Genomic DNA, 23,235 nt, shown 5'->3' with positions numbered 1-23,235 from the left:
TAACGGGTGCGCCCAATTCCAGTTCTCTTTGCTTTAACGACAGGGGTCGGCTCAATCGCGGATCAATTGTCAGCCGGTTTCAGGACATTAGCCTCCCCCAATTTTAGCGAAACTTTAAGCGGATTTCGGCTAGTATTTTCCACTCGCACCAATTGGACTGGGAAATGAACGCCAAATTTGAAACCGAAAATCGTGGACACACAGATACGCTGGTGCGCAACGTTTGGCTTGGTTGTTTTGCATTTATCGCCGCATTTGCGGCCGCGATTTACCTCACGATGCAGTTTGCTGGCGACGCTGCAAACGACATCAGCGTAACGCGGGAACAACAATTGGTTGCATTTGACGCGCAGCGTGTTGCGGCCAATTCAGTTGCGGCCCAACAACGCCTTGTCAAAACCAATAATCTGTTTGTTGAAACCCTAAAACCGCTAGATCAAGGCCGAAATTTTGACCGCCTGATTTCAAACAAACTCACGCGCGAGGCCTTCACCTTATTCGGCATTCTGGATGACACCGGAAATCTTGTTTATAGCGCCACCCAATTTGGCACCAACGCACAAGATGAAACCCAGGAACTCATAAGCAGCAGTCTGGATTTGGTTCACAATATCTATGTCCAATTCGATCGAATGAAGGAGCCAGCGCAAAATGGCTATGTTGTGCCGTCACATTATCTTTTTGACGATAGTGCGATGACAGCTTTTGGCTTTCGTTATTTGGGCAAAAAACTACACTTAATTGTGGTGCAGGCCGTATTGCCCACGGCAAGCAACATGCGCATAGAGACAGAACGTCCGTTCGTCAGTGTGGCGACTGTGCCCATTCCCAACTTGTATTTTTCCAAAACTGCCGCAAAGATCGGCATGATGAACTTGTTCCCAGCGCGGGTTGAAGAACAACCAGACGGCAAAACATTCGCGTTCTTGCCCAATGGTGAACTGCCAAGTGTGGCATTGTTGGCGTGGGACGCCACGATGCCGAAAACTGAGATTTTGCAAAATGCCTCACCCTATCTTGCTCTACTTGCGTTGGTTGTTTTGACGTCTACCACTCTTGTTGGTTTGAAGTTTGCCAGCGTCTTAAAAGCTTTTGGACTGGTAAATCGCAAAAACCGTTTCATGGCACGTCACTGCGGACTAACCAAGCTCGCAAACCGTTCAAAATTCGACGACTTGTTGGAAACAGCCATAAGGGCGTGCCACGAGCAGCCGGTTACTCTATTCACTATCGATCTTGATAAATTCAAACCTTTGAACGACACATATGGCCACGATGCCGGGGACTTGATTTTGATAAATCTCGCACGACGTTTTGAAGAAACGGTGGGGGAATTTGGCACCGTTGCTCGACTAGGCGGCGATGAATTTGTCATCCTGTTACATAAAAACTTTGGGCGCGAAATGACCCAACAATTGGCGACCGAGCTTATTGATCTGGCTGCATGGCCAATTCAGACGCCTTATGGCGACCTAACTGTGGGTTGCTCAATTGGGGTTGCCAATGCCCCAAAAGATGGCCGGACTGCATCCGATGTCATGCGCCGCGCGGATGAAGCGATGTATCATTCAAAAAGGTTGGGCGGAAGCAGGGTCACGTTCGCCGAGGATCGCATAAAACCAATGGGTGCCGCTGCCGATTTTCAAACCAATGTGGGCTAGCCAGGTTACTGAAAAACATCTCACGAAAAATGTTATGGATCACCTAAAGGGCGCAGCGTAAAGCAGGCCGCCGTCACGCCATTGCGCGTTCAATCCGCGGGACAGGCCAACTGGTGTGTTTTTGCCAATGTTTCTTTCAAAGATCTCGCCATAATTTCCGGTGGCATTAAGCACTGAAACAACCCAGTCTGTTTTTAAACCAAGTTGGGTTCCAAGACTGTCTTGGGTACCGAGCAGCCGCGCTATGTCTGGGCTGGTGGTGTTTTTCGCCAATGTCTGGACATTGTCAGAGGTAATCCCATATTCTTCTGCTGCAATGAGCGCGTTAAGCGTCCAGCGCACCAGATCAGTCCATTGCTCGTCGCCATGTCGCACGGCGGGGCCGAGCGGTTCTTTTGAAATGATCTCGGGCAAAATGGTATGTTCTTCGGGGTTATCAAAACTCGCTCTGGTCGCTGCCAACGCAGATGCATCGGCAGTGTAGACATCGCATTTCCCGCTCAAATAGAGCAGCTCTGCCTCTCGCACTTCTGCAATCTGGATCGGCACAAACTTAATTTTGTTGGCTTGAAAAAAATCGAACAGGTTCAATTCTGTGGTTGTGCTGGTTTGAACGCAAATGCTTGCGCCGTTGAGGTCTTTTGCTGATTCGATACCCACCTTTTTAGCGATCATAAACCCCTGACCGTCATAGTAAGATACGCCAACAAAATTTAACTTCTCTTTGTTGTCACGCGAAAATGTCCAAGTTGTATTTCTCGACAAAACATCGATGACGCCGTTTTGTAGCGCAGGCAGTCTCTCTTTGGCCGTCAAAGGCACAAACTGCACCTTGTCTGGCGAGCCAAAAATGGCGGCGGTCAGGGCACGGCAGAAATCAACATCAAAACCCGACCATTCGCCATTGGGTTGTTGGAATGCAAATCCAACCAGTTCCGTGTTTACCCCGCACAATAATTGTCCGCGGGATTTGACTGTTTCTAATGTGTTTGCGCGTGCAGAAAGTGTCATGGCGACCAATGTCAGTGCCAAAAGGAAAGCCTTCAAAATCATGTTCACATCAAATTCCTAGCCTAGCATTGCCGTCGAAAATCGGCTTTTTTGTACAGCATTGTTTCAACAGATCATAAATTACAGATGTTGAAACATCGTTGCGCTCAACCCTAGTTATCGCAAACGATTTGGCATTAGCTGTCTAATGCCTTGCGTAATTCTTCAACGAACTTGCTGGCTGCAACGGGCAATGTGCGCTTGTGCAATTGTCCAACAAACAAGAATCCTGGGTCAATTTCTCCACTATGCAAAGGGACACGCAACAAACCATCTTCAGCCGATTTCCCGTCAGCATGGGGATAGCTGAAGGCTACGCCCCCACTCCTATAAGCAAGGTTCATCAAGAGCGACGCATCATCAGCTTCAACCGCTGGTGTGCAGTTCAGCCCTTTTTTTACGGCCGCTGCTTCCACGAGTTCGCGAACGCCGCTGCCGCGCGGCGGCAAAAGCGGGTTGTGTTCCAAACAGTCAACCAGCCGTAATATTTTGCGCTTTGCCAACGGATGGTCGGGAGACAGGATACAATGGATATCCTGTTGGATGTGGATCAATGTGTGCATGTCCGCCAGTCGCACAGGCTGAAAAACAATGGCAATGTCAGCATCCAGATTGTGCAATTGGCGCTCCACTTCCGTGCGACGATGCGTGTTGATTGAAAATGTCACACCGGGGAATTGCGCCCTGTAATTTTGAATAAGATCGGGCAACAGGTTCGCACCAACTCCCCTGGTTGTGGCAATACGCACATGCCCAAGCCGCACGCCGGACAAATCTGCGATACGAGATCGCACACGTTCCAGGTCCGCCATTTGCGCACGTATATGTTGGATGAACAATTCGCCCGCACTATTGAGCCGAACGCCCAACGAATGGCGCTCGAAAATTTCGATGCCCAATTCTTCTTCCACCGACAAAATCCGACGATTCAGAGCAGAGGGCGTAATGGCCATCGTTTCAGCAGCGGCACGAATGGAGCCGGCTTTCGCCACGGCGTCGATAAATTTAAGGGCGAGCATGTGTCGCATATGTCACCTCGTTCCAAGTGGTGCGTTTTTTGCAACACTTAGCGTGTTTTTTAGCAGCAGACAACATCACCAGCATTTGGCATCTTCAATTTAGGTCAACTGTACTGACACGAAGTGGTCGCATTCCTTGCGAATTGCAGATCCAGAAAGGACCCAAATTGACATCTGTGAGCGTCATAAAAAGATCCATTATCCCTCAACTCACTGCGACTTTGCTTGTGAGTGCTGCGGCACTTTTAAGCTTTAGCGGCGATGCCTTTGCTGAAATGCTGGACGTTGAAAAAGACGAGCTACGCCTTGGATTTATCAAGCTAACTGACATGGCCCCTTTGGCCATTGCCTATGAAAAGGGGTATTTTGAGGACGAAGGGCTGTACGTAACTCTTGAACCGCAAGCAAATTGGAAAGTGCTGCTGGACCGCACCATAACTGGCGAATTGGATGGCGCACATATGTTGGCGGGTCAGCCTCTCGCCGCAACTATCGGTTACGGTACTAAGGCCCACATTATCACCCCGTTTTCGATGGATTTGAACGGCAATGGCATCACAGTTTCCAATGAAGTTTGGGAAATGATGAAGCCGTATATTGCCTATGACGAGGCAGACAAACCAATTCATCCTATCAGCGCCGCGGCGCTCAAACCTGTAATTGAGCAATTTAAGGCTGACAGTAAAACATTCAATATGGGGATGGTGTTCCCGGTGTCGACCCACAATTATGAATTGCGTTACTGGTTGGCAGCGGGCGGCATCCACCCCGGGTTTTATTCTCCCTCAGACACATCCGGGCAAATTGATGCTGAAGCCTATTTGTCCGTAACGCCTCCGCCGCAAATGCCATCGACTTTGGAAGCGGGCACCATTCACGGTTATAGCGTTGGGGAACCTTGGAACCAAGCCGCCGTGTTCAAAGGCATTGGTGTGCCGGTGATCACTGACTTTGAGATCTGGAAGAACAACCCAGAGAAGGTCTTTGGCCTCACCAAGGAATTTACCGAAAAATATCCAAACACCACATTAGCCCTCACCAAAGCGCTCATTCGCGCCGCGAAATGGCTCGACGAGAACGACAACGCAAACCGAGCAGAGGCTGTGGAAATATTGGCGCGCTCAGAATATGTGGGCGCAGACGAAGAGGTTATTGCCGCGTCAATGACTGGCACATTTGAATATGAAAAAGGCGACAGGCGCGCCGTGCCGGATTTCAATGTGTTTTATCGCTACAACGCAACTTTCCCGTTCTATTCAGATGCCGTTTGGTACCTCACGCAAATGCGGCGCTGGGGCCAAATCGCCGAGCAAAAAGACGATGCTTGGTATCAAGATGTGGCGAAAAGTGTTTACCGCCCAGACATCTATTTGCAAGCGGCAAAAATGCTGATGGACGAAGGCTATGTTAGTGAAGCGGAGGTGCCGTGGAACAGCAACGGCTACAAAGCACCCACCCCAGCATCTGATTTCATCGACGGTATTGCGTTCGATGCAAATAAGCCCAACGCCTATCTCGACAGCTTACAAATCGGCCTAAAGACCGATCAACTTGTCGAACAAGACGATAGGTAGGGCGCGGAGGGCGTTGGCCGGTGGGCGACCCCATTGCCTGTCGGCCAGCGACATTTCCACATAAAATAAGGTTTGACAATCATGGCTGATATTTCCGCATCAACCCAGGGGCATCCAGAACGATCATTCAGGCAAATTGCCCTTGCCTGGATCAACAAAGCAAGCTCTTGGCTTGAAGCGTTTGGATTTGCATGGCTCACGCCGTTCCTAAAAATGGCAGCAGGCGAAAGCCCACGCGAGCAACTGCCTGTTTTGAAACAAGTGCTGTTTGTTCCGCTGTTGGGCATTGTGATGTTCTTATTGGCATGGGCGGCTTTGGCTCCCACAGTTCAAACATCGCTTGGTGCCATTCCAGGTCCTTTGCAGGTCGCTGAGCAAGCACAGAATCTGTGGGCTGACCACATACGCGAACGCGAAAAAGCGGACGCCTTTTATCAGCGCCAAGACGAGCGCAATGCCAAGCTGGTTGCAGACGGCAAGAAGGATAAAGTCAAAACCCGTAACTACACAGGCAAACCGACCTATATCGATCAGATTTTTACATCGCTGATCACTGTGGCGTTGGGCTTTTTCATCGCAACCATCATTGCTGTCCCTTTGGGCATTGCATCGGGACTGTCCAAAACCTTCAACGGCGCGATCAATCCGCTCATTCAGATCTTTAAACCGGTATCGCCGCTTGCATGGTTGCCAATCGTTACGATGATTATATCTGCGACTTACGTGAATCCGGTCGACTGGCTGTCAAAATCCTTGGTGACTTCTGCTGTCACCGTAACCCTTTGCTCACTCTGGCCATCCCTGATTAACACCGCCTTGGGTGTTGCCTCGGTCGATAAGGAGCTGATGAATGTGGGTAAAGTGCTGCAATTGCCAACTTACAAGACCATCACGAAGTTGGTTTTGCCATCATCCTTGCCGTTGATCTTTACAGGCCTACGGCTATCGCTTGGTGTGGGGTGGATGGTGCTGATCGCCGCTGAAATGTTGGCGCAAAACCCTGGCCTTGGTAAATTCGTATGGGACGAGTTTCAAAACGGCTCTTCCCAGTCGCTGGCTAAAATCATGGTGGCGGTGCTGACCATCGGCATTGTTGGCTTCATGCTCGACCGCCTGATGTTTGCGCTCCAACGCGCGTTCACCTTCTCGGCGAACAGGTAAGGGGCGCGCGCATGACGATATTGGAAATCTCACATTTGTCAGTGCATTTCGGCGAAGGGGAGCAATGTCAGGAAGTCCTCACTGACATTGACCTTAAAGTCGAAGAGGGAGAGTTCATCGCCATCGTTGGGTTCTCTGGCACTGGCAAAACCACCCTTATTTCGGCGCTTGCTGGTTTGCAAAAACCCACACAAGGTGGAGTGATTTATCGCGGCAAAGAAATAAACGGTCCGGGACCAGAACGCGGTGTCGTGTTTCAGTCTTATTCCCTGATGCCGTGGCTCACGGTTGAAGGCAATGTCAGCCTTGCGGTTGATCAAGTTTTCAGAAGCAAGCCAAAAGCTGAACGAAAAGAAATTGTAGACCGCTATATCGATATGGTTGGGCTTAGCCATGCAGCTAGTCGCAAACCCGCTGAATTGTCCGGCGGTATGCGGCAACGAGTGGCGGTGGCCCGGGCTTTGGCCATGCAGCCGGAAATATTGCTGCTCGATGAGCCTCTGTCTGCGCTTGACGCCCTGACCCGCGCAAAGCTGCAAGATGAATTTGCCGAGATTTGTGAACGCGAAAAGAAAACCATTATCCTGATCACCAACGACGTGGATGAAGCGATTTTGTTGGCTGACCGCATTATCCCGCTTACACCGGGGCCAAACGCAACGCTCGGTCCGCATTTCAAAGTCGATATTGAACGCCCAAGGGACCGCACGTCGCTGAATAATGATCAGCGTTTCATCAATTTGCGCGCACAAGTGACCGATTATTTGATCGACGCTGGAGCCGCGCAACAAACTGACGAAGACTTGATCACCCTGCCCGACATTTCCCCAATTGCAGTTGGCAAACAGGATAGGTTGCCAAAAGCCTACGCTGAGCTGAGCGCTGCGGGTCGCCAAGAGCGCTATCTCGAATTCTCTGAACTCAAGAAGGTCTACCCGACACCCAAAGGTCCGTTAAAGGTTGTTGATGGGTTCGATATGAAAATCAAAAAGGGGGAGTTCATCACCCTAATTGGACACTCTGGGTGCGGAAAGTCGACTGTATTGTCGATGGCGGCGGGACTTAATGAAATCACCGAAGGCGGGATAATTCTGGATGGACAGCACATTTCGAATGCAGGTCCTGACAAAGCGGTTGTGTTCCAAGCCCCCAACCTTATGCCATGGCTTACAGCTTATGAAAATGTCGAATTGGGTGTTGATAAAGTTTACCCGGATGCCAGCAAAGCTGAACGCCGCGACGTGGTTGAATATTACCTTGCAAAACTTGGCCTTAAAGACAGCATGCACCGTTCCGCAGGCGATTTGTCCAACGGTATGAAGCAACGTGTCGGGATTGCACGCGCCTTCGCCTTGTCGCCAAAATTGCTGCTGTTGGATGAACCATTTGGCATGCTCGACAGCTTAACCCGCTGGGAATTGCAAGACGTTCTGATGGATGTGTGGAAACGCACAAAAGTCACCGCCATTTGCGTGACCCATGATGTGGATGAAGCGATATTGCTCGCTGACCGGGTGGTGATGATGTCGAACGGCCCGAACGCCAAAATCGGCAACATCATGGACGTTGATTTACCACGCCCACGGTCACGCAAAGCGCTTTTGGATCACCCTGATTATTACGCCTATCGCGAAGAGCTGCTCGCGTTTTTGGCGGCCTATGAAGGCGGCGCAGACCCAAGCGACGAACAATTGATTGCGATCAAACAAAAACGCGCCACGCGGATTGCGCGACAGCGCGCAACTTCAGTTGCTGCAGCTGAATAGGAGGCACTTATGACAAAACAAAAATTGGTCATTATCGGCAATGGCATGGCCCCGGGCCGGATGCTGGAGCACCTGTTCGAGCTGGCGCCCGACGCCTATGACGTCACCATTTTCAATGCTGAGCCTCGGGTCAATTACGACCGGATAATGCTCTCGCCGGTTCTTTCCGGCGAAAAGAGCTTTGAAGAGATCATCATCCATGGTGACGGCTGGTACATCAAGCATAACATCATGCTTTATAAAGGTCACAAGGTGATCAATATTGATCGGGAAAGCAAAACCATCACCTCCGATCATGGGGTGATACACCCTTATGACCGGTTGGTGATTGCGACGGGCTCTAACCCGTTTATCATTCCTGTGCCAGGGCATGACTTGGCGGGGGTTTTGTCCTACCGCGATTTAGATGATGTCACCGCGATGATGCTCGCCGCACAAGCCCGCGACAAAGCCGTGGTGATCGGCGGCGGGCTTTTAGGGTTGGAAGCGGCGGCCGGATTGCAAAACCGGGGTATGGACGTCACCGTTGTGCATTTAATGCCCACGCTGATGGAGCGTCAACTCGACCCATCCGCTGGTTATTTGCTACAAAAGGAACTTGAAGGCCGCGGCATCGCCGTTAAAATCGGCGCGAATACAAAGCGAATTTTGGGCGACAAAAAAGTCGAAGGGCTTGAGCTTGAAAATGGTGAGGTGATTGATTGTTCGTTGGTTGTCATGGCTGTGGGCATTCGACCAAATGGCGGCATAGGCACCGCAGCCGGGCTTAACGTCAATCGCGGCATTGTGGTTGATCCTCAAATGCGCACCAGCGACCCCGATATTTTGTCACTGGGTGAATGCGCAGAAATCGACGGTCAAGTCTATGGACTAGTTGCCCCGCTTTATGAAATGGCACGGATCGCGGCGCATACTTTAAGCGGTGATGACAGCCAGAAGTTTCAGCATCAAGATACGGCGACCAAACTCAAAGTGACCGGCATTGACCTGTTCTCGGTTGGAGACTTTGCCGAAGGTGAAGACCGCGACGAGATCGTATTGCGGGATGCAAATGCGGGGATCTACAAACGCATCATCCTGCAAGACAATAGGATCATCGGCACGGTTCTATATGGTGAAACAAGCGACGGGGCGTGGTTCAATGATCTCAAGAAAAAAGGGACCGATGTCTCAGAAATGCGAGACACTTTAATCTTTGGCCAAGCCTATCAAGGTGGGGCCGCAATGGACCCCATGGCGGCCGTTGCAGCGTTGCCCGATGATGCAGAAATCTGCGGCTGCAATGGCATTTGCAAATCTAAAATCGTCGGCACGATAAACGAAAAAGGCCTCACCACTTTGGATGAGGTGCGCGCCCACACAAAAGCGTCTGCATCTTGCGGCACCTGCACCGGGTTGGTCGAGCAATTGATGGCGCTGACATTGGGCGACAGTTTTGATTCAAATGCACAGCAATCCATGTGCAAATGCACTGATTTGGGCCATGGCGATGTACGGCGCTTGATCAAAGCGAAAGAGCTCAAAACCATCCCAGCGGTGATGCAAGAGTTGCAATGGAAGACATCTTGCGGGTGCGCCAAATGTCGACCTGCGCTCAACTATTATTTGGTGTGCGATTGGCCGGACATTTACGCAGACGATTATCAATCCCGCTACATCAACGAGCGGGTACACGCCAACATTCAAAAAGACGGCACCTACTCTGTTGTCCCGCGCATGTGGGGCGGCATGACTTCATCGACCGAGCTACGCGCCATCGCCGATGTTGTTGATAAATTTGATATTCCGGCGGTCAAAGTCACTGGCGGTCAGCGCATTGATATGCTGGGCATCAAAAAGCATGACCTGCCCGCCGTTTGGGCAGATTTGGGCAAGGCCGGGTTTGTGTCCGGTCAGGCCTATGCAAAGGGCCTGCGTACAGTCAAAACCTGCGTTGGTAGCGATTGGTGTCGGTTTGGCACACAAGACAGCACGGGCTTAGGCATAAAACTTGAAAAATTCATGTGGGGGTCTTGGACACCTGCAAAACTAAAACTTGCCGTTTCTGGTTGTCCGCGCAATTGCGCCGAAGCCACTTGTAAGGACATTGGCATCATCTGTGTTGATAGCGGCTATGAAATCCACTTCGCAGGCGCTGCGGGGCTCGACATCAAGGGCACTCAAGTACTTGGCAATGTCACCACAGAAACTCAAGCGTTGGAGCATGTTGTCGCGCTGACGCAGATGTATCGGGAACAGGGTTTCTACCTTGAGCGGATTTATAAATGGGCTGCGCGGATTGGGTTGGATGAAATCCGAAAACAAGTGATGGACGATGAAGAGCGCCGTCAGAACTATTTCGATCGATTTGTGTTCAGCCAAAAGTTTGCGCAGGTGGACCCGTGGTCTGAACGGGTGTCCGGCAAAGACAAACACGAGTTTAATCCACTGGCCACACTAAATCTGGAGGCTGCAGAATGAGCATGGTTTCACTTGCTTTATCTCAAAACTGGGTCGATGTCGGCGCGACCGACGATGTGCCGCAACGGGGTGCACGCTGCGTCAATAAAGGCGATCTCACGGTCGCAATTTTTCGCACCGCAGATGATCAATTTTTTGCACTGGAAGATAAATGTCCACACAAACACGGTCCCTTAAGCCAGGGCATTGTGCATGATGGCTGTGTCACTTGCCCGATGCACAATTGGGTCATTTCATTAAGTTCGGGGCAAGCCCAAGGTGCCGATGAAGGGGAAACCCGTACCTTTACTATTCAGGTGCGCGACGGGCGATTGTTCCTTGATTTGGAGGAGCTACAATAATGGGCGAAATGCCCCCAATTCGCACCACCTGTCCTTATTGTGGGGTTGGTTGCGGTGTGCTCGCCACGCCACAAAGCGACGGCAATGTGGTCATTAAAGGCGATCCGGATCATCCTGCAAATTATGGCCAACTTTGTTCCAAAGGCACGGCTTTGGGCGAGACTTTGAGCCTTGATGGGCGGTTGCTCTACCCGCAGGTTAATGGCGAAAATACAAGCTGGAACACCGCACTCGATCACGTTGCTGATAGGTTCAAAAAAACGATTGAAACCTATGGGCCAGATTCCGTTGGGTTTTACCTGTCCGGACAGATGCTGACCGAAGACTATTACGTCGCGAACAAACTGATGAAGGGCTTCATTGGTTCTGCGAATGTGGATACCAATTCGCGGCTTTGTATGTCCTCTACCGTTGCAGGCCACAAACGCGCCTTTGGCTCAGACACTGTGCCGGGCAATTATGAAGACTTAGAACACGCCGATCTTGTTGTGCTGGTCGGCTCAAATATGGCGTGGTGCCACCCGGTTTTACACCAGCGCATTCTTGCAGCGAAAGCGCAGCGCCCGGGGTTGAACGTTGTGGTGATCGATCCACGTCGCTCCAAAACCGCTGAAATGGCGAACCTACATTTACCGATTAAACCCGATGGCGACGTGGCGCTGTTCAACGGGTTGCTGCAACACATTGTAAAAACTCAAATGGTGAACACTAATTATGTTGGCGATCACACATCAGGGTTCGCAGAAGCCGTGGGGGCCACGCAGATTAGCGAGGCCGAACTCATAAGGCGCACCGGATTGAGCGAAGCGCAAATTCACGAATTTTATTCACTATTTGTCGATACCGAAAAAGTGGTCACTTGTTATAGCCAAGGCGTCAATCAGTCGACAATTGGAACGGATAAAGTCAATGCCATTATCAATTGCCATTTGGCGACCGGTCGCATTGGGCGCAAAGGCATGGGGCCATTTTCGCTAACCGGGCAACCTAACGCCATGGGCGGGCGCGAAGTTGGCGGCTTGGCCAATATGCTTGCGGCCCATATGGACATCGAAAACCAAACTCATCGAGATTTGGTCTCACAGTTCTGGGGTACGTCGAACCTCGCCCCAAAGCCCGGTTTAAAAGCGGTGGAGCTTTTCCGAGCCGTTAAATCGGGCAAAATCCAAGCTTTATGGATCATGGGGACAAACCCGATGGTCTCTATGCCCGAGACAGCGATGGTGGCGGCAGCCCTCACCGCCTGCCCGTTGGTTGTTGTGTCGGACATTATGGCTGAAACTACAACGAGCCAATTCGCGCATGTCAAATTGCCTTCAATTGGCTGGGGGGAAAAAAGTGGCACCGTAACGAACTCTGAACGGCGCATATCGCGGCAACGCGCCTTTTTGCCTGCGCCGGGCATGGCGCGACCCGATTGGTGGCAAATGGCAGAAGTTGGCAAACGGCTTGGCCACGAAAATGCGTTTGGCTTTAGGTGCCCAGCTGAGATTTTTGCAGAACATGCCGCGCTGTCCGGACACCAAAATGACGGAACACGTGACTTTGACATCGGCGCATACGCCAAAATTTCAGCCAAAGACTATGACGCACTAGACCCATTTCAATGGCCACAACCAAAAAACGCACAACCTTGCGCGACACGTTTTTTTGCCAATGGGCGGTTTTTCACACCAGACCATCGCGCGCGCTTTGTACCAACCAAATTGCCCATCAAACAAAGCCGCAAGTCAAAAAGCAAAATGGTCCTAAACACGGGCCGAGTGCGCGACCATTGGCACACCATGACCCGCACCGGCAAGAGCGCCACTTTGTCCGCGCACATCGCCGAACCATATTGTGAGATATCTCGAGCAGATGCACACAATTTGGGCATTGAACCGGCAGACCTAGTGAACCTGAGCGTCAACGATCAGCCCGTTACATTGCGCGCTTTGATCAGCGATAAACTGCGTGAAGGGGAAATATTCTGCCCGATGCATTGGAGCGACAATTATTCCTCTGTTGGGTCGATCAACAAGCTTGTGAAAGCCGATATTGATCCCCATTCGGGCCAACCCGCGTTGAAGACTTCAAAAGTCAAAATTGCACGCGCCGAAATGGCGATCTTTGGTTTCGCCGTGACCCGGCATGAGCCAAAAAACCTAATCGCAGACTATTGGGCGAAGGCGATCACGAAAACCGGCTGGCGGCTGGAGTTTGCCCATTCCAGTCAGCACCAATTGGCCGAACTGGTGCGTGAAATCGCTAAGACCGACATGCACAGCGCCGATGTCGCTTTTCGTGCGCCCCGGTCCGACCAGCAACGCTTTGCTTGGTTTGATGGCGTGCATTTGCGGACCGCGATTTATCTCGCATCTACGTCTGTTGCGGTGTCCCGCAGTTGGGCAGTGGCGCAACTCGACAGCATTTTTGACGAACCGACTTTGCGTTACCGAATGGTGGCAGGACGCCCGAGCAAAGACATGCCCGACCCCGGCCCAATCGTGTGCAGCTGTTTTTCTGTTGGCGCAAATCAGATTTTGGACGCTGTGGCAAACGGATGCCAGTCCGTCAAAGACATTGGTAACACATTAAGCGCGGGCACCAATTGTGGGTCCTGCAAAGCAGAAATAGCTGAGTTGATACATGAACGCTCCCTTCTTGCGGCAGAATAGCCGCCACACAAATAGTAGTCGCAAACAACGCATAGATGCCTTGAGTGTCCTGCCCGTCTTTTTTGATTTGAACGGTAAAAATGTCGTAGTGATTGGCGGCACTGACGCGGCGGCTTGGAAGGCAGAGTTGCTCGGCGCAGCGGGCGCAAATGTATTGGTACATGCCGTATGCTTGACTGCTGACTTTAAGACCCTCATCGCCAGCTCACCGCACTCATTCCAACATCGCCAACAACAGAAATTGGCCACGGACATAGCTGATGCAACTCTTGTGATATGTGATGCACCGACACAAACCGCCGCACAACTAATTCGCAACATCGCAAAGCTTCACGGCGTGCCTGTGAATGTTATTGACCAACCAAAATTCTGTGATTTTCAATTTGGCTCTATCGTTAACCGCTCACCCGCCGTAATTGCCATTTCAACCAACGGGGCCGCACCGATTTTCGGCCAAGCGATCCGGCGTCGGATCGAAATGGTACTACCTGCACAGATCGCACACTGGGCCAATTTGGCTGAAAACATGCGCGATCGGATCAATCAACTGCTGGCACCGGGGCGGGAAAGGCGAACCTTTTGGGAAACATTTGTCGACAAGGCATTTGGTGAAGAGGTCTCGCCCGATTGTGAAACTGCGCTACTGGATGATTGCCGCCAGATCGCAAAAAATCACATTGCGCAAACCAAGATTACGTATATTGGCTATTGCGCCAATGACCCCGAACTGATCACCATCAAGTCCATGCGCGCGTTGCAATCCGCTGACGTAATCATCCACAGCCCAACCACGCCTACGGAAATCTTGGAGCTGGCGCGGCGCGAAGCAAAACGTATCTGTGTTGATAACCCTGCATATTCCGACACGCCCTTAGGTGCACATACAGTCAGATTGATTGAAGGCAATCCTTGTCTTTTTGATCAGACGGAGGTTGGTGCGCCGAACATCACTTCATGTGCGCCAGAAACCGCTTGAATCTGGGCTTTATTCATTAAGCAAAAGGCTGTGGATAGTCCATCCGCCCGCGCTGCTGATTTGTCGATTACACTAAGGCTTTGCCATTGTCCGCTCGGCAATCCGGTACGTGGGTCAAGAATATGTCCAACCGTCCCATCAAGATCAAAGAAAGTGCCTGTGGGAGCCGAAGTGGCGATGGCAGCATTTGTGAGTTCAAGTTTGCGCCCTCCATTTGCCAAGGAAATTGGCCAGGGTGCACCACTGGGTGAAAAGCCAATTGCAGATATTTCGCCCGTATTGACCAGGACGTTATCCACGCCTTCTTGGCGGAGCAAACCAGCCACTTTGTCGGCGATATAGCCTTGTGCGATACCATTGAAAGTGAGGGCCATACCAGGTTTGTTGAACGAAATCATTTCCGGCGAAACTGATAGATTTGACCAACCAATTTTTGCGCGCACCGCATCAATTTCGCTTTGGTTTGGCACGCTACCCGCAGCATATTTTTGCGCGTAGAGCGCCCAAATCGGCTGCACTGTGGGATCAAACGCGCCATCGGTTTCTTGATAGATGCGATCACTAATGTTTAGCAAATCGATCAATTCAACAGCCGGCACTTTCAATTCGCCTTCGCGATTCAAGACGGAGAGCTGGCTATTTGCCTGATAAAGCGAAAACACTTTCTCTAACCGGGCGATTTCCAACAGTGCTTTATCGAGCAACAGTTCAGCATTTGGGTGATCAAGCACAATGTTGGCGTTTGCGCCCAACGCAATGCCACGCCAATTCACAACTGAAGCAGATGCGGCAGAACCAAGCATGGGCAGTGCCGCTGCTCCGGCTAGAATAGAAATAACGCGACGACGAGAAATCATTGATCTGATCCTTCTTGATATTCAACGGGCGCGAGCACAGCTTCTATGGAGATTTCGTTCAAAAGTTGAACCTCACCGCCGCGCACCTTAGCAAATTCATCTGCCTTGTCTTTTGAAGAGAACGGCACCAGTTCAGGCGCACCCATGCCGCCGGTCGCATCTGAGCCAACCACGAAATAGGCTTCGTCCGCTCGGATCCAATTCATTTCGCCGGGCTCTGACCAGCTTTTGGCTTCGCCCATATCGTTGACATACATCACCAAAATTTCGGCTGACTGCTCGGGCGATTTTATGTAGGCCAAACCGTCGCGCACCTGAGAAAACCACAACGGGTTTGGCATGCCATCCAAATACATTTGCGCCTTTGGCCCATCATGTTCCAAAATCACCATCTGGCAATAATATCCAGCCGCTTCCTCGGTCAGTGCGATCGGACTAGGTGTTTGCTGCAAGGCCGCTTCGCTTGAGCAGCCGACAAGAAATAGTGCTGTTGCGAGTACAGAACCGGTTTTGAAAATGATCATGGCTCGACCCTTTTAAAGGCGAGAAGGGCAAACAATAGGGCTGCTACAGGCCAGAGCAAGAGCGAAGTCAATTGGCCGAAAAACCCTGTGACACTGCTCGCAGCACCAAGGCCAGAGGCGAGCATATTGACAGATTGGTCTGGCATATTGAGCAGGCGGAACGCGTCAGCCGGGTTGGCGACCAGCGCATAGGGGAAAATTGTTTTTGAGAAGTCGCCGCCCGCATCCGTTACCAGTGCGCCGAGCAAGCCAAGGTCGTAAAGAACCACAGCGATCAGCCACAGTGCAATGGCAATGCCCGAAGCCGCACCGGTTTGCTTGACGAGTGACGATATGGTGTACCCGAGACCCAAAAACGTTGCGCCAAGTGCCAATGAGGTGAAATAGAGCGACGCCAATGGAGCCCATTCAATCGCGCCTGTACCATGACGCGAAACGATAATCAGTGTGGTCAACGCAAGACCGATGGCGACAGCCACGCCGAGCACCACCATGTGGGCGATAAACTTGCCGAGCAAAATATCAGCACGAGACAATGGATAAGAAAGGCCCAGCGTCAGTGTGCCCCGTTCGGCTTCGCCTGATATGGCGTCAAATGATAACAGCAACCCGATCAATGGCAGCAAATAGACCGACAATGTGGTGATGGACGTAATGGCTATCGTCATCGGCGTAGCACCCAAAACGCCCGTTGGCGCATTGCCTGCAACAGTGAGAACCACGTTGAACATGGCCATCAACAGGATGGCAGTGGCGACCCAAAGGTTACGCCGCGCGATCAGCAGTTCCAGTCGGGCAATAGACAGAATTGAGGTCATGATTGTTTCTCCTCAACTTTGCTGAAATGACGGTAAAGCTCTTCAAGGCTTGCCGGGGTGACGTCCACATCTTTTACGACCGACCCTAACGCTGTGATCGCCGACAAAACGTCGATTTTCTCGGATGGCGTGCACAAAAGCTCGAGCGATTGGCAATTGACCCGCTCGCCACCCAACTGCTCATTGACACCATCAATGGTGTCGTTGGACGCGGTGACTTTGAACTTGATGGGCAAGCTGGCAAGATCACGCAATTTCTGCAAACTGTCATTGGCGACCAATTGACCTTTCGAAAGGATCGCAATCCGGTCGGTACGCAATTCCAATTCGGTCAGCGCATGCGAAGACAACATGACCGCCGCCCCATTATGCGCCAGCTCCTCAACGATATCGTAAAACTCGTGACGGCTCACTGGATCAAGTCCGCTTGTCGGTTCGTCCAAGATCGCCAATTTGGGTTGTCCCAACGCCACTTGCGCCAAGCCGATACGTTGGCGCATGCCTTTTGAATAGGTGCCAATTCTGCGGTCTGCAGCGTGAGCTAATCCAACTCGCTCAAGCAGATCGTCAGCTTCTTTGAGCGACGTGGATTTCAACCTTGCAAAATGATGCAATTGCTCGCGACCTGTTAGCGCGCCGTGGAACGCAACGCTTTCGGGTAAATATCCAGTTTGCTTACGCGCTGCGGCGGAACCTGGGTGGTGACCCAAGACATTAATGGTTCCAGCGGTGATGGGCATCAAGCCCAGCACCATTTTGATGATGGTGGTTTTGCCCGCGCCATTATGGCCCAAAAGCGCCACGCGCTCCCCAGCTTCTACGTTCAGAGAAACATCAGATATTGTTTGAAGGGTGCCATGTCGTTTAACAACATGCTCGATTTTTAGGGCAGGCATTATAGTTCCTCCCATTCTTTAAGTGTTGGCAGCTCGGGCTGCATCAAAGGCGCGCTGTCGACAACGCCACCTGGCAACAGGGCCGGGAATGCGGATTGTGACCAGCGAATGAGTTGCACCGCAGGCGAACCCAACAAAGACTTGGCCGCAGGTTGGGTCCACAAAACATGGTCCATGATATCATTGGGGCGGTAAGCGGCATCGGCGATGCCATTGCCATCCAGATCAAAAGCGGCATGGTCAGACCAATAATTGCCTTTGCCGTCTACACTCCAATCAGCCCATTTTGATCCCACATATTTAACTTGGGTGCGGTTACCCACAAATGCATTTTGCGTAAAGGTGTTGCGCTCGGACCCGGCCGTAAAATGGATGCCAATTTGACATTGGGAGAATAGGTTTTTGCTAAACTCATTTTTGTGGGCGTTATAAATGAACACACATTTTTCGCCGCCTTGCTCAATCCGATTGCCGATCACTTTGCCCTTGTTGGTGTAGTTCATCATGATGCCATGATCGCGGTCACCACGGCTAAGGTTGCCCTCTATCAGAACATTATCTGAATACATGATGGCGTAGCCAAGGTGGTTGCTAAGTGAAATATTGCCGCGCACAATTGAATTGTTTGCGTTCATATAGTGGATGGCAAAGCGTAAATCGCGCATGCGATTACCAGAGAACTCGTTCTTTTTTGACGTGTTGACGAAGATGCCGTCGCGCCCATAGCGAATGTCATTGCCAATGACTTTGCTGCCGGTCGCGTTCCAAACATAAATGCCGTTGCCCCGATCATTCATACGCTGATCAAGGCGGCCTTCTATTTTATTGTTTTGCACAATCGCGTTTTTGGTGCCGTGAATATCGACGCCAACCAGATTGCCGATCAGATTGTTATTTTCGATCAGCGCACGGTCTGCGGTTTGGGCTGTCACAATACCCGCATCACGATTTTCGCCATCCGAACCTGAACCCGTTACGGTGAGGCCGCGCACGGTGACGTCTATCGCGTTCACCACAATGACAGATCCGGTTTCATTGCCCTGAATATGGGCTTGTCCTTGCCCATCCAAAACAACGGAAGCATTAATCTCAATCGGCCCTTGGTAGGTGCCGGGTGCGAGGCGGATGGTGTCACCCGCCTTCGCCGTTTTTAGAGCGATTGCCAGTGCGTCGCCTTGAGGCACAATTTGCCAATCAACTGCCAAAGCGTTGGCGGCACTTGATATGATCAACAAAAAGGCAAGTAGGCGAAGCATTATATGTGGCAATCCCTATTTAGGTTCTACGAACATCCGGCCGCGCATTTCCATGTGCAACGCATGACAGAACCACTGGCAATAGAACCAGTGAACACCAGGACGACCCGCAATGAAGGTGATAGACGCTGTGGCCTGAGGTCCAACTTCCATCGCGACACCGTGGTTCGACAAGGAGAAACCGTGTGTCAAATCATCGATGTCATCAAGGTTAGTCACGTAAACAGTGACCTCGTCGCCCTGTTTTACAGAGAAACTCTCAAGCGAGAACATTGGTGCCTGTGATGTCATGTAGACACGGACTTTATTGCCATCCCGAATGACTTCTTCTGAGCCTTCCTCGAGATCAACACCGTCTGCCGCAGCTTGTGCTTTTGCATCGTCAAACAACGGATCATTGCGATCCCAAACACTGTTTGGGTTCACTTTTGATGCATGAACGATAATCGAATCGTGTGGTTCAGCAAAAGTTGGGCCATCATGCACAACCTTCATTTCATCAGATGAAATGTCGATCAGTTGCTCATTTTCCGGTTTCAAAGGACCAACGTTCAAGAAACGATCTTTTGAGAACTTGTTCATGGAAACAAGCCACTTGCCATCAGCTTCTGAGGTTTCACCCATTGAGGTTGAGTTGTGACCAGGTTGGTATGCAACGTCAACTTTTGAGATGATGGGATCAACATCTTCGCCAGCATAAAGACGGATGGCTTTATCGATGTTCCATTTCACCACTTGGCTGTCCAAGAACAATGTTGTGAACGCATTGCCTTTGCCATCGTAAGCTGTGTGCAATGGACCAAGACCCAATTCAGGCTCTGCAACAATTGCTGAACGTGGATCTGCGTCTTCGTCAAACAAGGCATCAAGCTTTGTCACATCGATTACTGAAACAGTTGGTGACAATTTACCAGCAACACAAACGTGGCGTTTATCAGGGGCTGTGTTGATGCCATGTGGGCTGTTTGGAATTGGGATGTAACGCGTGTACTTCTTGTTTGAGCCCTTGCGACCATCGATGATTGGGATGCCGTTGAGAACTTGCACGTCGCCATTGGCCACGCCTTTTTCAATCTCAGCGAGGTTGAAGACCACAACATGGTCCATCTCGTTTTCTGTCATCTCAGCAAGGTTCATGCCCATTTCTGAGTTGTACGAAGTTGAGAAGGCGTACTTACCTTGGTAATCACAGTCGGTGTTATCAAGGTTGCCCGATACCATCACCTGCCAGCTTACTGTCATCTCGTCGCCATCAATGGCTGAAAAGATGTTGGTGTAAGTTGACACGTCACGCATGGTTGAGCCGTCATTGATCAGCGGCGCTTCGTGCTCAGAGTTGGCAAACACATAGCCTGTGCGCGGGAACTTTTGCGGGCGCAAGCCATGAATGTCGTGCGCGTTCGGGATCTCAATGATTTTATCGCATTTCATTACGTCAAGACGCACACGCGCTACACGGGTGTTGACCTTGTCGTTCATGAACAGGTAGCGACCATCATATGTGCCGTCGGTGAAAGACATATGTGGGTGGTGAAGGTCACCATTATCATATGTTTTCATGCCGCTGTCAGCGAGGAACTGTTTTGTTTCCTCGGTCAAACCTTCGGTCAAGATTTTCAAAGACTCGTTGGTTTGGCCCCAACCCGTCGCAGAACAACGGTTGAACACTGGCACACGCATGAGTTCGCGCATGGATGGCACACCCAAAACCCGCAACTCGCCGGCTTGGCCTGAAGACCAGAAGCCGTAATATTCGTCGAGTTCACCTGGAGCGAGCGCGCCACTACTCTCGGATGCCGCAGCTGGTGTTGCCATTAGGGCAGCGCCGCCTGTTGCAGCCAATGACCCGGCAAGAAACGCGCCAGCGCCAGTTCCTGAAAGAAGTTCCCGGCGGGAAATTCCATCGGTTTTTACTTCATTGTCAGACATATTAGCTCTCCTTTGTTGCTAATGTCGCATGTTAAAATTTTGGGTTCAGCAAGGCTTCCATCGCAGCTTTTGATGCCGCGTCACTTGCTGAGCGCCGCTCCCGGCCTTTTCTTTTCTTGATGCAGACGGGGCATTTCTGGTCGTCCTGATAGAGCACTTGGCAATGCAAACAGGACAGACATTCGTTTGGATTGATTTGGCCGTTCGGATGAATCGCTTGAACGAAACATTCGTTGGCACACGTTTGGCAGGGGTTCCCGCATTCTTTGTAGCGGTTAAGCCAATCAAACATGCGTATCCGGCCCGGGATTGCGAGCGCTGCGCCAAGCGGGCAAAGGTAACGGCAATAGAACCGTTCGATGAACAGGCCAGCGCCCAAAATCACTGTGGCGAACACAACGAACGGCCAAGCACGATCAAATTTCAAGATAATCGCGGTTTTGAAGGGTTCAATTTCCGCATATTGCTCGGCCATCGGAATGGACACCAAAGACAAGCCGAACAATCCAAGGAAGATCATGTATTTTAGCGGCCATAGGCGTTCGTGCAGTCCCCATGGCAACTCCCATTGCGGCACTTTGAAGAAGCGCGCAATTTGGTTGGAAATTTCTTGAAGCGCGCCGAACGGGCAAAGCCACCCACAAAATGCGCCGCGGCCCCAGAACAAAAGCGCGGTGGCGACAGAGAACCACAAGATGAACACCAGCGGGTCAAGCAAGAACGCGTCCCAGCTAAAGCCACTTTGTAAGGAAGCCCCAAGCGCCATCAGATTAACAATGGAAAGTTGGGCATTTTGGCTCCAACCAAGAAACACCAACGTCACAACCAAGAAGCTCATGCGGAACCAGTAGAAAAAGCGTGCATTGCGGGTGAATTGTTTTTGGAAAAAGAATGTGGCTGTCAGAACGGCGAGCATGACGCCCAGCACACCAATTTCAAACTGCTTGTCGTTCCAAATACGTTTCCACAATGCAGCGCGGGCGGCTTGATCATCGTTGGCATCGACGGCAATGGCAACCGGTGCGACATCTGGCAGTGGTGCAAGATATCGCTCGGGCAGCTTATAACCCAGATCGAAGGTCAAGAATGTTTTTTCGACCGGCCCAACTTGGCGGTGTGACAGCAATTGCAGACGCCAAGGTTTTGCTGGATCAAACTCGGAATCGGCTGGAATTTTGAACAAGTCCAACTCCGTAAAACTTGGTGCATCTTCGGCCGCGATCTGGCCGAGCCGGCGTTGGTCTTTATCGTGAAAACGGACCGAAATATCACCCTGGATCAGCTGGATGCGATCAAAAATACCACCGCGCACATAGCCTGAACCCTTGTATGAATAAAGACCACGGCCGGCGATGAGGATGGCGTTTTCACCCTCTTTGAGCCAGCTTTTAAGGTTTGTATATTCAGCTTCACCCAAAAGGCTCAGCCCGATGCTTGGCGCTGAAACCAAGGCGGTGTGCATATCGATATAGGTGGTTTCAGGTTCTTTATCGATCGGCCGTTTGATGGCACGCGGGTCGCCAGTTGCATCAAATTCCTCGTTGATCTGCCCAACATCTAACGTCAGACGACGAATGGAGCCATCGCCAGACATGGTTTGCCAATCGCTGATCATACCCTCGTCCGGGCTAAGCTCGCGTTTGATAGTCTTGTCGGCGTTGACTAGACCACCCAATCCAAGCGCACGCGCCACTTTGATCGCAGAACGAACCACGGAATCATCAATAATCATAACGGTTACCGTGGCACCAGAAATGATTTCCAAGTCGTGTGCAGATCCACCCATCGCGGCTTCAGCAACGATATCCAACCCCCGGTAGCTCGCGGTCAGTTTTTTGACTTTGCTTTCTGGAATACCGATCAGAACAATTGGCTCGGAGTGCTTGACCAACTCGGCACCCAGCAGCTTTCCGTCCAAACCGATAGCCACCATCACATGGATGGGCTTGCCTGAATAACCAGTGGTGCCGACAAAGTCTGATGTGATGAACACATAACCCAAAAGGTCATCGCCATTGAAAATCGGAGCGACGGGCACATCTGCTTGAATATCGCCATACCGGGTTGCCTGCGCTGCAAAAATTTGTGCTTCAACTTTGGGCAAAAACTGTTCAAGGAATGGGCGCGTTGCTTGTGCGTTGGCAGGTGTTGCAATCAGCACCAAGAGCGCAAGCATTACCAAACCGGACAACGCGATCCGAATTTGTCCCATGAGCTTGCCCCCAAGCAAAATAAGGGGGCGCATAGCGGATGCGCTCAGAAAATTTATATTGCCACTAATGTCGTGATG

The 23,235-nt window shown here is 51.2% G+C and carries 17 protein-coding genes; 8 read left to right on the top strand and 9 right to left on the bottom strand.

The window, feature by feature from the left end; translation table 11 throughout:
* The first annotated feature begins 164 nt into the window (after nucleotides 1-164).
* A complete protein-coding gene (locus tag ACJAZW_RS04285) occupies nucleotides 165-1,661 on the top strand; it encodes a diguanylate cyclase domain-containing protein (protein WP_415155635.1) in 1,497 nt (498 codons plus the stop codon).
* A 39-nt stretch (nucleotides 1,662-1,700) separates the two neighbouring features.
* Here ACJAZW_RS04285 and ACJAZW_RS04280 read toward each other — a convergent pair whose 3' ends face one another.
* Both ACJAZW_RS04280 and ACJAZW_RS04275 read right to left on the bottom strand, forming a co-directional pair.
* Complete coding sequence (locus ACJAZW_RS04280; RefSeq protein WP_415155652.1) at nucleotides 1,701-2,714, bottom strand: amino acid ABC transporter substrate-binding protein; 1,014 nt, start codon at nucleotides 2,712-2,714, stop codon at nucleotides 1,701-1,703.
* A gap of 134 nt (nucleotides 2,715-2,848) precedes the next feature.
* A complete protein-coding gene (locus ACJAZW_RS04275; protein WP_415155634.1) occupies nucleotides 2,849-3,739 on the bottom strand; it encodes a LysR family transcriptional regulator in 891 nt (296 codons plus the stop codon).
* A 167-nt stretch (nucleotides 3,740-3,906) separates the two neighbouring features.
* Between ACJAZW_RS04275 and ACJAZW_RS04270 the strand changes: the two genes are divergently transcribed.
* The 7 genes from ACJAZW_RS04270 to ACJAZW_RS04240 all read left to right on the top strand — a co-directional run bounded on the left by ACJAZW_RS04270 (nucleotide 3,907) and on the right by ACJAZW_RS04240 (nucleotide 14,665).
* Nucleotides 3,907-5,304, top strand: a complete 1,398-nt coding sequence (locus ACJAZW_RS04270; RefSeq protein ID WP_415155651.1) for a CmpA/NrtA family ABC transporter substrate-binding protein — start codon at nucleotides 3,907-3,909, stop codon at nucleotides 5,302-5,304.
* A gap of 81 nt (nucleotides 5,305-5,385) precedes the next feature.
* Nucleotides 5,386-6,465, top strand: coding sequence for an ABC transporter permease (locus ACJAZW_RS04265; protein ID WP_415155633.1), 1,080 nt, complete (start codon nucleotides 5,386-5,388; stop codon nucleotides 6,463-6,465).
* 11 nt (nucleotides 6,466-6,476) lie between these two features.
* Nucleotides 6,477-8,231 (top strand): ABC transporter ATP-binding protein, encoded by a 1,755-nt coding sequence (locus tag ACJAZW_RS04260; protein WP_415155632.1) that lies wholly within the window; start codon nucleotides 6,477-6,479, stop codon nucleotides 8,229-8,231.
* Nucleotides 8,232-8,240: 9 nt separating this feature from the next.
* Nucleotides 8,241-10,691 carry a nitrite reductase large subunit NirB gene (gene nirB / locus ACJAZW_RS04255; RefSeq protein WP_415155631.1) on the top strand — a complete coding sequence of 817 codons (2,451 nt, stop codon included), beginning with the start codon at nucleotides 8,241-8,243 and terminating at the stop codon, nucleotides 10,689-10,691.
* Nucleotides 10,688-11,032 (top strand): nitrite reductase small subunit NirD, encoded by a 345-nt coding sequence (gene nirD / locus ACJAZW_RS04250; RefSeq protein WP_415155630.1) that lies wholly within the window; start codon nucleotides 10,688-10,690, stop codon nucleotides 11,030-11,032. The genes nirB and nirD overlap by 4 nt, the downstream gene beginning before the upstream one ends.
* Nucleotides 11,032-13,689, top strand: coding sequence for a molybdopterin-dependent oxidoreductase (locus ACJAZW_RS04245; protein ID WP_415155629.1), 2,658 nt, complete (start codon nucleotides 11,032-11,034; stop codon nucleotides 13,687-13,689). Before nirD ends, ACJAZW_RS04245 begins: the two co-directional genes overlap by 1 nt.
* 40 nt (nucleotides 13,690-13,729) lie before the next feature.
* Entirely contained in the window at nucleotides 13,730-14,665 is a 936-nt protein-coding gene (locus ACJAZW_RS04240; protein ID WP_415155628.1) for an NAD(P)-dependent oxidoreductase, read from the top strand.
* Here the strand turns inward: ACJAZW_RS04240 and ACJAZW_RS04235 are convergent.
* From ACJAZW_RS04235 to ACJAZW_RS04205, 7 genes are read right to left on the bottom strand one after another with little or no spacing between them, the layout of a single operon-like run.
* Nucleotides 14,611-15,522: an FAD:protein FMN transferase gene (locus tag ACJAZW_RS04235; protein ID WP_415155627.1), complete on the bottom strand. Its 912-nt coding sequence runs from the start codon at nucleotides 15,520-15,522 to the stop codon at nucleotides 14,611-14,613. The two genes, ACJAZW_RS04240 and ACJAZW_RS04235, sit on opposite strands and share 55 nt — an antisense overlap.
* A complete protein-coding gene (locus ACJAZW_RS04230; protein WP_415155626.1) occupies nucleotides 15,519-16,046 on the bottom strand; it encodes a nitrous oxide reductase accessory protein NosL in 528 nt (175 codons plus the stop codon). Before ACJAZW_RS04230 ends, ACJAZW_RS04235 begins: the two co-directional genes overlap by 4 nt.
* Nucleotides 16,043-16,864 carry an ABC transporter permease gene (locus tag ACJAZW_RS04225; protein WP_415155625.1) on the bottom strand — a complete coding sequence of 274 codons (822 nt, stop codon included), beginning with the start codon at nucleotides 16,862-16,864 and terminating at the stop codon, nucleotides 16,043-16,045. The genes ACJAZW_RS04230 and ACJAZW_RS04225 overlap by 4 nt, the downstream gene beginning before the upstream one ends.
* On the bottom strand, nucleotides 16,861-17,760 hold the full coding sequence (locus ACJAZW_RS04220; RefSeq protein ID WP_415155624.1) for an ABC transporter ATP-binding protein: 900 nt from the start codon (nucleotides 17,758-17,760) through the stop codon (nucleotides 16,861-16,863). Before ACJAZW_RS04220 ends, ACJAZW_RS04225 begins: the two co-directional genes overlap by 4 nt.
* Complete coding sequence (locus tag ACJAZW_RS04215; RefSeq protein ID WP_415155623.1) at nucleotides 17,760-19,016, bottom strand: nitrous oxide reductase family maturation protein NosD; 1,257 nt, start codon at nucleotides 19,014-19,016, stop codon at nucleotides 17,760-17,762. The genes ACJAZW_RS04220 and ACJAZW_RS04215 overlap by 1 nt, the downstream gene beginning before the upstream one ends.
* 15 nt (nucleotides 19,017-19,031) lie before the next feature.
* Nucleotides 19,032-20,945: a TAT-dependent nitrous-oxide reductase gene (nosZ, locus tag ACJAZW_RS04210; RefSeq protein ID WP_415155622.1), complete on the bottom strand. Its 1,914-nt coding sequence runs from the start codon at nucleotides 20,943-20,945 to the stop codon at nucleotides 19,032-19,034.
* A gap of 31 nt (nucleotides 20,946-20,976) precedes the next feature.
* Nucleotides 20,977-23,157: a 4Fe-4S binding protein gene (locus ACJAZW_RS04205; RefSeq protein WP_415155621.1), complete on the bottom strand. Its 2,181-nt coding sequence runs from the start codon at nucleotides 23,155-23,157 to the stop codon at nucleotides 20,977-20,979.
* Between the last annotated feature and the right edge of the window lie 78 nt (nucleotides 23,158-23,235).

Origin of the sequence: Maritalea sp. (assembly GCF_047634455.1) — a bacterium.
Taxonomy (GTDB): domain Bacteria; phylum Pseudomonadota; class Alphaproteobacteria; order Rhizobiales; family Devosiaceae; genus Maritalea.
This window is presented reverse-complemented; position numbering and strand designations above follow the sequence as displayed.